Source organism: Pedococcus sp. P2_D7 (assembly GCF_056404295.1).
Window position 1 is genome coordinate 386,782 of record NZ_JBFUEH010000004.1, and the last position, 12,516, is coordinate 399,297.

Annotated in this window: 11 protein-coding genes; 8 read left to right on the forward strand and 3 right to left on the reverse strand. The window is 67.9% G+C overall.

Annotated features, from left to right (window positions below; translation table 11 throughout):
• The first annotated feature begins 113 nt into the window (after positions 1-113).
• From AC1DWJ_RS11040 to AC1DWJ_RS11050, 3 genes are all read left to right on the forward strand, one after another.
• Positions 114-1,538 carry an NAD(P)/FAD-dependent oxidoreductase gene (locus AC1DWJ_RS11040; protein ID WP_457253580.1) on the forward strand — a complete coding sequence of 475 codons (1,425 nt, stop codon included), beginning with the start codon at positions 114-116 and terminating at the stop codon, positions 1,536-1,538.
• Between the two features lie 67 nt (positions 1,539-1,605).
• On the forward strand, positions 1,606-2,892 hold the full coding sequence (locus AC1DWJ_RS11045; RefSeq protein WP_457253579.1) for a M16 family metallopeptidase: 1,287 nt from the start codon (positions 1,606-1,608) through the stop codon (positions 2,890-2,892).
• Entirely contained in the window at positions 2,889-4,280 is a 1,392-nt protein-coding gene (locus tag AC1DWJ_RS11050) for a M16 family metallopeptidase (RefSeq protein ID WP_457253578.1), read from the forward strand. Before AC1DWJ_RS11045 ends, AC1DWJ_RS11050 begins: the two co-directional genes overlap by 4 nt.
• A gap of 42 nt (positions 4,281-4,322) precedes the next feature.
• On the opposite strand, the gene hisN is transcribed toward AC1DWJ_RS11050, so the two are convergent.
• Positions 4,323-5,114, reverse strand: coding sequence for a histidinol-phosphatase (hisN, locus tag AC1DWJ_RS11055; RefSeq protein WP_477620785.1), 792 nt, complete (start codon positions 5,112-5,114; stop codon positions 4,323-4,325).
• A gap of 558 nt (positions 5,115-5,672) precedes the next feature.
• On the opposite strand from hisN, the gene AC1DWJ_RS11060 reads away from it, so the two are divergent.
• The 5 genes from AC1DWJ_RS11060 to AC1DWJ_RS11080 all read left to right on the forward strand — a co-directional run bounded on the left by AC1DWJ_RS11060 (position 5,673) and on the right by AC1DWJ_RS11080 (position 11,270).
• A complete protein-coding gene (locus AC1DWJ_RS11060) occupies positions 5,673-7,130 on the forward strand; it encodes a peptide ABC transporter substrate-binding protein (RefSeq protein WP_457253576.1) in 1,458 nt (485 codons plus the stop codon).
• Positions 7,131-7,310: 180 nt separating this feature from the next.
• Positions 7,311-8,237: an ABC transporter permease gene (locus tag AC1DWJ_RS11065; RefSeq protein WP_457253575.1), complete on the forward strand. Its 927-nt coding sequence runs from the start codon at positions 7,311-7,313 to the stop codon at positions 8,235-8,237.
• On the forward strand, positions 8,230-9,159 hold the full coding sequence (locus AC1DWJ_RS11070) for an ABC transporter permease (protein WP_457253574.1): 930 nt from the start codon (positions 8,230-8,232) through the stop codon (positions 9,157-9,159). Before AC1DWJ_RS11065 ends, AC1DWJ_RS11070 begins: the two co-directional genes overlap by 8 nt.
• Before the next feature lie 37 nt (positions 9,160-9,196).
• Entirely contained in the window at positions 9,197-10,225 is a 1,029-nt protein-coding gene (locus AC1DWJ_RS11075) for an ABC transporter ATP-binding protein (RefSeq protein ID WP_457254166.1), read from the forward strand.
• Positions 10,218-11,270, forward strand: coding sequence for an ABC transporter ATP-binding protein (locus AC1DWJ_RS11080; RefSeq protein WP_457253573.1), 1,053 nt, complete (start codon positions 10,218-10,220; stop codon positions 11,268-11,270). Before AC1DWJ_RS11075 ends, AC1DWJ_RS11080 begins: the two co-directional genes overlap by 8 nt.
• Positions 11,271-11,334: 64 nt before the next feature.
• On the opposite strand, the gene AC1DWJ_RS11085 is transcribed toward AC1DWJ_RS11080, so the two are convergent.
• The gene (locus tag AC1DWJ_RS11085) at positions 11,335-11,946 is read right to left on the reverse strand and encodes a hypothetical protein (protein ID WP_477620786.1); all 612 of its coding nucleotides are present in this window, start codon (positions 11,944-11,946) and stop codon (positions 11,335-11,337) included.
• Positions 11,943-12,443 (reverse strand): SigE family RNA polymerase sigma factor, encoded by a 501-nt coding sequence (locus AC1DWJ_RS11090; RefSeq protein ID WP_477620787.1) that lies wholly within the window; start codon positions 12,441-12,443, stop codon positions 11,943-11,945. Before AC1DWJ_RS11090 ends, AC1DWJ_RS11085 begins: the two co-directional genes overlap by 4 nt.
• Positions 12,444-12,516: the final 73 nt, after the last annotated feature.

Consider the following 12,516-nt stretch of genomic DNA (forward strand, 5'->3'; position numbering starts at 1 on the left):
ACGGGGTCTAGCGTCGTTGACGAGAGTGACTGCTGGTCCGCACAGCAGACGTCAGTGAGGACGGCACCCCGACAGGGGTAGCCGTCCTTCGCCTTTCACAGGAGAGTGGTGGAATGACCTCGCAGCAGGTGCCCACAACACCGTCGCGTCACCGGGTCGTCGTCATCGGTTCAGGCTTCGGCGGCCTCTTCGGCACGCAGGCCCTCAAGCGGGCCGACGTCGACGTCACGCTGATCGCCAAGACCACGCACCACCTCTTCCAGCCGCTGCTCTACCAGGTCGCGACCGGCATCCTCTCCGAAGGCGAGATCGCGCCCGCGACGCGGGAAGTCCTTGCGCGCCAGCGCAATGCGCGCGTCCTGCTCGGCAACGTCACGCACATCGACCTGGCCGCCAAGACGGTGACGTCCCGCGTCCTCGACCGCGACACGGTCACCGCCTACGACACCCTGCTCGTGGCAGCCGGCGCGGGCCAGTCCTACTTCGGCAACGACCACTTCGCGCAGTTCGCCCCGGGCATGAAGTCGATCGACGACGCCCTCGAGCTGCGCGGCCGGATCTTCGGGTCGTTCGAGTGGGCCGAGCTCGCGAGCACGCCCAAGGAGATCGAGCGACTGATGACCTTCGTCGTCGTCGGCGCCGGCCCGACCGGCGTGGAGATGGCCGGCCAGATCGCCGAGCTGTCCCGTCGCACGCTGCGCAAGGACTTCCGCAACATCGACACCAGCCGGGCACGCATCGTGCTGTTGGACGCCGCCCCGACGGTGCTGGCCGCCTTCGGTGACCAGCTCGGCGCCAAGGCCGCCAAGCGGCTCGCCGAGATCGGCGTGGAGGTGCAGCTGGGGGCCAAGGTCACCGGCGTCGACGCCACCGGCATCGACGTCGAGGACGCCGACGGCACCCAACGCCGCATCGAGTCGGTCTGCAAGGTCTGGGCGGCCGGTGTGCAGGCGTCCGAGCTCGGCGCCCAGCTGGCCGAGCAGTCCGGGGCGCAGCTCGACCGCGCCGGGCGCGTCGCCGTGAACGACGACCTGACGCTGCCGGGGCACCCCGAGGTCTTCGTCGTCGGCGACATGGCATCGCTCAAGGGCTACCCGGGCGTCGCGCAGGTCGCCATCCAGGGTTCGCGCTACGCCGCCGAGCAGCTCAAGCGTCGACTCGCCGGCAAGGAGCCCAAGGGGCCGTTCGAGTACCACGACAAGGGCTCGATGGCGACGATCTCGCGGTTCAGCGCGGTCGCCTCGATCGGCAACCTGCGGTTCACGGGGTTCGTCGCCTGGCTGCTGTGGCTGGCGGTCCACCTCGTCTACATCATCGGCTTCAAGCACCGCCTGACCACCCTGCTGCACTGGGCCGTCAGCTTCCTCGGGCGCGGTCGCTCGGAGCGCACCGTGACCGAGCAGCAGGTCTTCGCGCGCACAGCGATCGAGCAGCTGGGCTCGGGCTACGCCCCGTCGCTGCCACGGGTCGCCGCCGACAAGAAGTCTCCGACCCAGTCCGTGGCCCAGGCGCGCGAAGAGGGCAGCCGCATCCTCTGAGCCGCTGCACCGTGCCCGCTGCGTGAGATGCCGCGTGCTCGGCGTGTGACTCGCCTAGGGTGGCGCCATGCCGCTGGACTACCCCATCCACGAGAAGACGCTGGCCAACGGCCTACGGGTCGTCGTCTCGCCGGACGCCTCCGTGCCCACCGTCACCGTCAACATCTGGGTGAACGTCGGGTCGCGCCACGAGGTGTCAGGGCGGACCGGCTTCGCCCACCTGTTCGAGCACCTGATGTTCCAGGGGTCCCGACACATTGCCAGCGGTCAGCACTTCACCCGGTTGATGGCCGAGGGCGGGCGCCTCAACGCGACGACGTGGTTCGACCGCACCAACTACTTCGAGACCATCCCCAAGGGCGCCTACGAGCTGGCCCTCTGGATGGAGGCCGACCGGCACGGGCACCTGCTCGACGCGGTCACGCAGGAGAACCTCGACAACCAGCGTGACGTGGTCAAGGAGGAGAAGCGCCAGCGCTACGACAACGTCCCCTACGGCACCGCCCTGATCGAGGTGTATGCCGCGGTGTTCCCTGCCGGGCACCCGTACCACCACCCCACGATCGGGTCGATGGAAGACCTGGACGCGGCCAGCCTCACGGACGTGCACGACTTCTTCCGCCGCTACTACGGCCCCAACAACAGCGTGCTCACCCTGGTCGGCGACGTGACCCCGGAGGAGGGGTTCGCCGCGGCGGAGCGCTACTTCGGCCACCTGTCCCCATCGGCCGAGCCGGCCAGACCGGCAGTCCCACCGCTGGAGCCGCTCGCCGCGCCGGTGCGGGTGGACCGACCGGGACACGTCCCCAACGACCGCCTGCACATCGCCTTCCGGCTCCCGGTCGACAACACCCCTGAGTTCTTCGCGGCAGGGCTGGCCATCGACGCCCTCGGCGGTCTCTCGACGTCGCGACTGGTGCAGCGGCTGGTCCGGCGCGAGCAGGTCGCCAACTCCGTGCAGGCGCACGCAATGGGCTTCGTCGACGGTGTCTCGCTGGGGTTCCTCATGGTCGACGTGGCCGACGGCCACGACCCGGAAGCCGTCGAGGCAGCCGTGGTGGAGGAGCTGGAGCGGTTCGTCGTCGAGGGTCCCACCGAGGTCGAGATGGAGTCCGCGCTGGCGCAGTCCGAGCGCTCGTGGCTGTCCGCTCTGGCCGGGCAGGAGGAGCGGGCCGACCTGATCAGCCAGCACGTGCTGCTCCATGGCGACGGCCAGTTCGTCAACACGTTCCTCGACCGGATCGGCGAGGTCGGGCCGGACGACGTCCGTGCCGCCGCGGCCCGCTGGCTGCGGCCCGAGAGCAGGGCCGTCGTCCGACACCTGTCCGTCCGTGACGAGGAGGAGGTGGCATGAGCGACGTGACCGACGTCGTCGACCGCGCGGTCGACGACGGCACCCCGCCCGAACCCCCGGTGCAGGCCCCCGGCGCGTGGCAGTTCGCGACCCCGGCGCGGCACACGCTGTCCAACGGCATCGAGCTGCTGGCCTACGACATCCCGGGGCAGTACGTCATCTCGGTGCGCACGGTGCTGCCCTTCCCGTTGTCCGTCGAGCCCCGCGAGGTCGAGGGCGTCGCGAGCATCATGGCCCGGCTCCTGGATGAGGGGACGGCCGAGCACTCGCCCGAGGAGTTCGCAGAACTGTTGGAGCGCAAGGGAATTGCCCTCGGCGCCTCAGTCACTGACGGTGGGCTCGGGGTCGACCTCGACGTCCCGAAACGCCGTCTCGCCGAGGCCCTCGACCTGCTCCGCCAGGCGCTGGCCGAGCCGGTCTTCCCCGAGGCCGAGGTGGACCGCCACCGCAAGACCCGGCTCGCCCAGATCGAGCAGGAGCGTGCCCTCGCGCCGCAGCGCGCCGCGCAGGAGTTCATCGCGACCTTCTTCGACGGGGCCGACCGTGCCTCGCGACCCACGGCCGGCACCACCGCCAGCATCTCCGCCCTGACCCGCCAGCACATCGTCGACTTCCACGCCGTGCGGGTCGGCCCGACCGGCATGACCGCCGTGGTGGCCGGCGACCTCTCCGGCCTCGACGTCGTGGCCCTGGCCGAGGACACCCTCGGCAGCTGGCGCAACGCCGCCCACGTGCCGGCCCCGACCGCCACGGCCCCGCGGCGTGCCACTGACGCGGCGCGAGTCGTGCTCGTCGACCGACCCGGGTCGGTGCAGAGCGAGCTCCTCGTGGGCTGGGCGGGACCGGACCGGCACACGAGGACGGGCTGGGCGGCATACCCGGTCCTGGGCTTCATGGTCGGGGGCTCCCCGAACGCGCGCGTCGACGCGGTGCTGCGCGAGGAGAAGGGCTACACCTACGGGATCCGCTCGGCCTTCCGTCCCCGCCGGGTGGGCGGGCTGTTCCTGACGTCCGGCTCGGTGCGGGCCGACGCGACCGTGGAGTCGGTTCGCCTCCTGCTCGAGCTGCTGGCGTCAGGGCGCGAGGGGTTCAGCCCCGAGGAAGTGCGCGCCGGTGTCGACTTCATCAGCAAGACGGCTCCGGGCCGCTTCGCCACCGCCGACGCGGTCGCCGACGAGGCGGTGTTGATGGCCCTCGACGGCCTCACCACCGAGTTCACGACGCAGACCCTCGAGGCCATGCGCCGGCTCGACGGCGACCAGCTCACCGCGGCCTACCGCGAGTGGGTGCAGGGGGAGTGGACCATCGTCGTGGTCGGCGACGCGAGCTCGTATGCCGAGGACGTGCGTGCCCTTGGCGTCGGCGACGTGAGCATCGTCCCCGCCTGAGCGACGGCAGGTACCCAGGGTGCGGTCCGGCCCCGGCGTGCGTCAGGCGCGGGCGCCCGTACCCAGCCGGTCGAGCACCTGGTCGTGCAGGATGCCGTTGGTGGCGAGCGCGTTGCCGCCCCACGGGCCGTCCTTGCCGGCCAACGAGGTGAACCGACCGCCCGCCTCGGTGACGATGGGCACCAGGGCGGCCATGTCATAGACGGCGAGGTCCGGCTCGGCGGCGATGTCGACCGCGCCCTCGGCGACGAGCATGTAGGACCAGAAGTCACCGAACGCGCGGCTGCGCCAGCAGTCGTCGGTGAGCTGCAGGAACTCCTCGTGCCGGTCGACCTCGCGCCAGCCCTTGAGGCTGGAGTAGGAGAGGGACGCGTCCGCGATGTCGGACACGGCAGACACGTGGATCCGCTTCGCCGCCGCGAGGCTGCGCCCGGACCAGGCTCCTGAGCCGTTGGCGGCCCACCACCGTCGACCCAGGGCCGGGGCGGCCACCAGCCCGAGCACGGGCATGTCGTTGTCGACCAGCGAGATCAGGGTCGCCCAGGCAGGGACTCCGCGGACGAAGTTGTGGGTGCCGTCGATGGGGTCGATGACCCAGCGCCTCGGACCGTGGCCGGTGGTCTCGAACTCCTCGCCCTCGACGGCGTCGCGCGGGCGGGTCCGTTTGAGCTGCGACCGGACGAGCTCCTCGGCGGCCTTGTCCGCGTCACTGACGAGCGACAGGTCGGGCTTGGACTCGACGACGAGGTCGTGCGCCCGGAAGCGGGACATGGTGATCCGCTCGACCGCGTCGGCCAGGACATGGGCAAGGCGCAGGTCGTCGTCATAGGGCACCCGGCCACGCTAGCCCGTCGGGGCGCCACGACGGTGGACCCCGGCTTCCACGGCGGCGTCCGCAAGAGTGGACGGAGGGCGTTGCGCCTCCGTCAACGACCGTAGGGCATTCCAAACCAAACATCACCAAATAGGGACAAAAGGCATTCGCGCCGAAGATCTGCTCTCAAGTCGGCGGCAGGACGATCACGTTTTTGTCTCGGGTTGGCCCAGAGCGTCGCCTTTACTCCTTCCTTGCCCTTTCATGGGTGCCACAACACGAACGCCCTGTGCGTTACAGGGCTGCGCTCCAATCGGTGCACAGCCCGGACCGACCGCCCATCTGGGCGGCAGACCCTAAGTAGGAGGACGTCAATGCGAGGAACTACTCGCACGGTGGCCCTGGTTGCTGGTATCTCTTCCGTTGCGCTGCTTGCTGCAGCCTGCGGTGGCGGTAACGGCAGCGATGACACCAGCTCCAGCGCCGCTGGCAAGACCGGCGGGGCTGTCACGGTCCGCGGGTGCAACCCCCAGAACCCCCTTGTCCCGGGCAACACGAACGAGACCTGTGGTGGAAACGTGCTTGACGCCATCGCGGCCAAGCTCGTGCACTACAACCCGGAGACCGCTGCCCCCGAGAACGACATCGCGGACAAGATCGAGACGACGGACAACCAGAACTTCACCATCACCCTGAAGAAGGGCTACAAGTTCCAGGACGGCACCGAGGTCAAGGCGAAGAACTTCGTCGACGCCTGGAACTGGGTGGCTGCTGGCGAGAACGCCGCGCTGGGTAGCTACTTCTTCGACCCGATCGAGGGTTACGCCGAGACGCAGTGCACCGGCTCCGGTGACGACCCGTGTGCGGGTGCTGGCAAGGCCAAGACGAACAAGCTGTCCGGTCTCGCGGTGAAGGACGACTACACCTTCACCATCAAGACGAAGGAGAAGGTCTCGAACCTTCCCGTCCGCCTTGGCTACACCGCGTTCGCGCCGGTCCCGGACTCCTTCTTCAACGACCCCAAGGCCTTCGGTGAGAAGCCGATCGGTGCGGGTCCGTTCAAGTTCGACAGCTGGACCAAGAACACCGAGATCAAGATCAGCAAGTTCGCTGGCTACTCGGGCAAGTTCGCCGGCAAGCTGGACAGCATCACGTTCAAGATCTACCAGGACGACGACGCTGCCTACAACGACGTCATCGCCAACCAGCTCGACGTGATCGACACGATCCCGTCCTCGGCCCTGATCGACGACAAGTACAAGACCGACCTGCCGGACCGCAACCTGTCCAAGGCTGTCGGTGTCATCCAGGCGATCAACTTCCCGCCGGCCAAGACCGACCCGAACTACTCGGACGTCAAGCTGCGTCAGGCGATCTCCATGGCGATCGACCGTCCGACCATCGTGAAGCAGATCTTCAACGGCACGCGTGAGCCTGCCACTGGCTGGGTCTCCCCGGTCGTCGACGGCTACAAGGCCAACGCCTGTGGCGAGTCCTGTGTCTTCGACGCTGCCAAGGCCAAGGCCAAGCTCGACGAGGCCGGTGGCTTCAAGGGCGGCAAGATGACGATCTCCTACAACGCCGACGCTTCTCACAAGGCGTGGGTCGAGGCGACCTGCAACTCGATCAAGACCGCCCTCGGTGTCGACTGTGTCGCCACCCCGGTCGTCGACTTCGCCACGTTCCGTAGCCAGATCACGGACCGCAAGATGAAGGGTATGTTCCGCGCCGGATGGCAGATGGACTACCCGTCGATCGAGAACTTCCTCGCCCCGCTGTACGGCACGGGCGCGGGCTCGAACGACAGCGACTACAGCAGCGCCCAGTTCGACCAGCTGCTGAAGGAGGCTGCTGCTGCCAAGGACGGCGCTGCGGCCAACGCCAAGTACCAGGAGGCTGAAGGCGTTCTCGCGAGCGACATGGCTTCCATCCCCATGTGGTACTCGACCGCCCAGTTCGGATGGTCGAACAAGGTCACCGGCGTGAAGGTCACTGCGTTCGGCACGATCGACTTCTCCACCCTGGCGCTCAAGTAAGCCAACCCCCGGTGCCCCCACCTTCTCGGTGGGGGCACCGAGGCAGCGTCGTCGGCCTGCCGGCCCAGTGCCGGCAATGTTGTGAGCAGCACAAGGGCGTGCACGTCTCGCCCCACACGACTGGTCTCAGTCACGCCGGCGGGCCTCACCCCTCCCCGCGGCGTCCAACAAGGAGGTGACGTGTACAAATACATCCTTCGCCGAATGCTCCAGATGGTCCCGGTGATCATCGGATCGACATTCATCATTTTCTGGATGGTCTTCTCCATGCCTGGCGACCCGACGGCCGGCATGTGTGGTGACCGACCCTGTGCGCCCGGGTTCGTGAAGCAGTTCCGTCTCGAGCACAACCTCGACGATCCCTTCCCGGTCCAGTACGCCAAGTACATGGGCAACGTGGTCACCGGCGACCTGGGCACCAACTTCCGCCAGATCAAGGTGTCCGACGAGCTCGGACAGCGCTACCCGATCACCGGCAAGCTCGCCCTCATGGCGATCGTCTTCGAGACGGTGATCGGCATCATCGCCGGCATCATGTCCGGCGTTCGCAAGGGCAAATTCATCGACAACCTCGTCCTCGTCAGCACCTTGTTCGTGATTTCGGTGCCCGTCTTCGTCATCGGCTTCCTCCTCCAGTTCTACGTAGGCGTGAAGTTGGGCCTCGCCCCCGTGACCTACCAGGCCGACCACCCGACGAGGTCGCTGATCATGCCGGCCTTCGTGCTGGGCAGTGCCTCGATCGCCTACGTCGCGCGCCTGACCCGCACCAACCTCGTGGAGAACCTCCGGGCCGACTACGTGCGCACCGCCGTGTCCAAGGGCCTCACGCGCGGACGCGCCATCGGCGTGCACGCCATGCGCAACTCGCTGGTGCCCGTCGTCACCTTCATCGGTGCTGACTTCGGAGGGCTGCTCGGTGGTGCCATCGTCACCGAGCGAATCTTCAACATCCCAGGCGTGGGAGGCTTCCTCTACCAGGGCATCCACAACCACGACGGCGTGTCCGTCGTCGGCACGGTCACCGTCCTCGTGCTGGTCTTCCTGCTCGTCAACCTTTTCGTCGACCTGTTGTACGGCGTGCTCGACCCGAGGATCAGCCATGACTGAGTCATCGACCATTGCCATTGGCGCCGAGACCGCCGCCCCGGCCGGAGGCCACGACGAGGCTCGGTCGCTGACCTCGGACGCCTGGCGGATCCTGAAGGGCAACCCAGTCTTCTGGGTGTCGGTCGGGCTCATCCTGCTGTTCGTCCTGATGGCAGCCGTGCCGCAGCTGTTCACCCATGTCGACCCCGACGCCGCCCTCCTGAAGGAGGCCCGGCAGAAGCCCAGCGGAAGCGCCTGGTTCGGCCGCGACATCCAGGGCTACGACATCTACTCGCGCACCGTCTACGGTGCCCGTGCCTCGATCCTGGTTGGCTTGTTCGCCACGTTGTTGACGACCTTGATCGGCGTTGCACTGGGCACCCTGGCCGGGTACTACGGCGGGTGGCTGGACGCCGTCGTGTCGCGCATCACCGACATCTTCTTCGCGATCCCGCTGCTGCTCGGCGGCATCCTGTTCATGTCCGTGAAGCCGAACAACCAGGACACCCCGTACCTCGTGGTGGTCGGCAAGGTCGTCATCGTCTTGGCGATCTTCGGTTGGCCGGGTATCGCCCGACTGATGCGGTCCAGCGTGATGCAGGTCAAGCCCAACGACTACGTCCAGGCAGCCAGGGCCCTCGGGGCGACGCCGTGGCGGATCATCCGCGCGCACGTGCTCCCCAACGCCATGGCGCCAGTCATCGTCGTATCCACGATCAACCTCGGTGTCTTCATCGCCGTCGAGGCAACCCTGAGCTTCCTCGGTATCGGGCTGACGCCTCCCGCGATCTCGTGGGGCGTGGCGATCTCTGACGCCCTCGTCGGGCTGCGGACCACTCCGCACATGCTGCTGTTCCCCAGCCTCTTCCTGAGCCTGGCGGTGCTGGCCTTCATCATGCTCGGTGACGCAGTCCGCGACGCCTTCGACCCGAAGTCGCGCTGAGGCGGGAGAAAGACGACACATGACAACCTCTGAAACCATGGCCCGCCAGTCGGCGAAGTCCTCCGGCCAGACCTACACGCCGAAGGACGGCCTCCTGCTCGAAGTGGACGACCTCCATGTCGAGTTCCACACCGCCGACGGCGTCGCCAAGGCGATCAACGGCGTCAACTTCGACCTCTACGAGGGCCAGACGCTGGCCATCCTCGGTGAGTCGGGGTCGGGCAAGTCCGTGACCGCGCAGGCGATCATGGGCATCCTCGACATGCCGCCTGCGGTCATCCCCAAGGGCCAGATCCGCTACTGCGGTCAGGACCTGCTGACCATGCCCGACGAGCAGCGGCGCAGGACCCGCGGCCCGGAGATCTCGATGGTCTTCCAGGACGCACTGTCGTCGCTCAACCCGGTGTTCCCGGTCGGGTGGCAGATCGCCGAGATGTTCCGCGTGCACCGCGGCATGAACAAGTCCGACTCGCTCGAGCGGGCGGTCAAGCTCATGCAGCGCGTGCAGATCCCGGCCGCCAAGGAGCGGGTGAAGGCCTACCCGCACCAGTTCTCCGGCGGCATGCGCCAGCGCATCATGATCGCCATGGCGATCGCGCTCGACCCGGCGGTGCTCATCGCCGACGAGCCGACCACCGCGCTGGACGTGACCGTCCAAGCGCAGATCATGGCCCTGCTGCAGGAGCTGCAGGAGGAGCGCCAGATGGGGCTCATCCTGATCACGCACGACCTCGGTGTCGTCGCCGACGTCGCCGACAAGATTGCGGTCATGTACGCCGGCCGGATCGTCGAGCGGGCAGACGTCTTCGACCTCTACCGGCAGCCCGGACACCCCTACACCAAGGGTCTGCTCGAGTCGATCCCGCGCCTCGACCAGAAGGGTCAGCAGCTCGCTGCCATCGGTGGCCTGCCGCCCAACCTCATGCGGATCCCCCCGGGCTGCGCCTTCAACCCGCGCTGCAAGTACGCCCAGGACGTGTGCCGTGAGGACCGCCCTGCCCTGCTCGAGGTCGCTCCCGGCCGCGAGAGCGCCTGCCACTTCGCCGAGGAGGTCCTCCATGGCTGAGGCCATTCTGACCGCGACCGACCTGGTCAAGTACTACCCCATCAAGGGCGGTGTGCTGCGCCGGACCGTGGGCAACGTCAAGGCCGTCGACGGCGTCAGCTTCGAGCTCCTCAAGGGCGAGACGCTGGGCATCGTCGGTGAGTCCGGGTGTGGCAAGTCCACGCTCGGCCGCCTCCTGATGCGCCTGGAGGAGCCCACCTCGGGCAGCGTGATCTTCGACGGCGTCGACATGTACGCCCAGCAGGGTCGTGCGATGCGTCGGCTCCGGCGCGACATCCAGATCGTGTTCCAGGACCCCTACACCTCGCTCAACCCTCGCAAGACGGTCGGCGACATCGTGGGGGAGCCCTTCGACATCCACCCCGACGTGGTGCCGAAGAAGGGTCGCCGCAAGGCCGTGCAGGACCTGCTCGACCTCGTGGGCCTCAACCCGGAGCACATCAACCGCTACCCCCACCAGTTCTCCGGTGGTCAGCGGCAGCGCATCGGCATCGCCCGTGGCATCGCGCTCAACCCCAAGGTGCTGATCTGCGACGAGCCGGTCTCCGCGCTCGACGTGTCGGTGCAGGCGCAGGTCGTCAACCTGATGGAGAAGCTGCAGGACGAGCTCGGCCTGTCCTACATCTTCATCGCCCACGACCTGTCCGTCGTCCGGCACATCTCGGACCGCGTGGGAGTGATGTACCTCGGCAAGATGGCAGAGCTGGGGGAGGAGGACGAGATCTACGGTCGTCCCACCCACCCCTACACCCAGGCGCTGCTGTCCGCCGTCCCGGTGCCGGACCCGACGCTGCGTGACAAGCGCGAGCAGATCGTCCTCAAGGGCGATGTGCCCTCGCCGGCGAACCCGCCGTCGGGGTGCCGGTTCCACACGCGGTGCTGGAAGGCGCAGGACAAGTGCAAGACCGACATCCCGCTGCTCGAGCAGCGCCCTGACGGCGTTGCCGAGCACCTGTCGGCCTGTCACTTCGCTTCTCCGCGCGAGATCATCGAGACGATCGACCTCACCGAGGTCGACCCGAAGGCGCAGACCGCAGGCGCCTGACCGCACGACCCCTCACGGTGCCGTCCTCCTTCACGGGAGGGCGGCACCGCGTCGTAGACGGGCCCTATTGCCGACCGGGCAGCCGGCGGTTCAGCGAGAAGATCCGCCCGAGCAACGGCATCAGGACGATGTTGAGACCGTGCAGGATCCCGATGATCAGGAGTATGCCGCCGAGTCGGCCCAGCTCGAAGGTCACCTGCTCAGCGGTGACCTTGCCCGAGATCGAGTTCTGCCAGTCCTTCTGGGGCGCGACGTGCACGCTGAAGAGGATGTACGCGGCGAAGATCAGGTAATAGACGATGTCGGTGAGCACGATGTAGCTCTTGCCGGTGAGCGGGTTGTCGTGGAAGACGTCGGCGGCATACGCCCGCCCGAAGCGCTTGATGAACGGGCCGAGCCACAAGGCGATGGCCAGCAGGGCGAGGTTGGTACCCACCTCCAGGATCCACCAGGGCATGTGCAGTCCTTTCCCATCTCTCGGTGTGAGGGTCAGCACGGCTGCCGTCAGGGCAGCGGTCCCGACCAGCCAGAGGGCCCCGACCCGGGCCAGGCGGCGCCGTCGGGCCCGGTCGTCGTCGATCGAGGCGACTACGCGGGCGAAGAGGTCCGGCGACGGCTCGGCCCGGGTCCCTTCGCTCACGAGGGCTTCGTGCAGGCGTTCCTCGAGGGTGCTCATTGCCTCTCCTCCAGGGCGGTTCCGAGGGCACGCATGCCCCGCTGCAGGTGGGTCTTGACCGAGTTGGTGGAGATGCCAAGGGTCGTGGCGATCGCCTCGACCTGTAGGTCGAGGTAGTAGCGCAGGACGAGGCAGTCGCGTTGCCGGTGCGGCAGCTTGCGCAGTGCCTCGACGACTTCCGAGCGTGACTCCCGGGCGGCGGCGGTCTCCTCCGCGGAGGGCTCGTCGAGGACGGCCGGCGGTCGGTGGCGCAGCGAGACGAGACCGCGCCGGTTGTGGTCGCGGGCCAGGTTGATGACGATCGACCGCAGGTAGGCCGCAGCGCGCTCGGGATCACGGATCCGGTGGGCGCTGCGCGACAGGCGGATGAACGCCTCCTGCACGAGGTCCTCCGCGGCCGTGCGGTCCTCCACGAAGAACCTCGCGAGCGAGACGAGCCGTGGCGCCTCCGCGGCGAAGAGCGCGGCCACGAGGGCGTCGGCGGCAGGGACCGCCAACGCCTCCCGTGTGCCACCGTCCACTACGCCCACAGACTCCATCACCTCAACAGACGAACGAGCAGAGCCGTTG

Bases quoted from the DNA above. Each gene is read 5' to 3' on its own strand.
- AC1DWJ_RS11040 (WP_457253580.1), top strand. From the start codon at position 114: ATGACCTCGCAGCAGGTGCCCACAACACCGTCGCGTCACCGGGTCGTC.
- AC1DWJ_RS11045 (WP_457253579.1), top strand. From the start codon at position 1,606: ATGCCGCTGGACTACCCCATCCACGAGAAGACGCTGGCCAACGGCCTA.
- AC1DWJ_RS11050 (WP_457253578.1), top strand. From the start codon at position 2,889: ATGAGCGACGTGACCGACGTCGTCGACCGCGCGGTCGACGACGGCACC.
- AC1DWJ_RS11070 (WP_457253574.1), top strand. From the start codon at position 8,230: ATGACTGAGTCATCGACCATTGCCATTGGCGCCGAGACCGCCGCCCCG.
- AC1DWJ_RS11075 (WP_457254166.1), top strand. From the start codon at position 9,197: ATGGCCCGCCAGTCGGCGAAGTCCTCCGGCCAGACCTACACGCCGAAG.
- AC1DWJ_RS11080 (WP_457253573.1), top strand. From the start codon at position 10,218: ATGGCTGAGGCCATTCTGACCGCGACCGACCTGGTCAAGTACTACCCC.
- AC1DWJ_RS11085 (WP_477620786.1), bottom strand. From the start codon at position 11,946: ATGAGCACCCTCGAGGAACGCCTGCACGAAGCCCTCGTGAGCGAAGGG.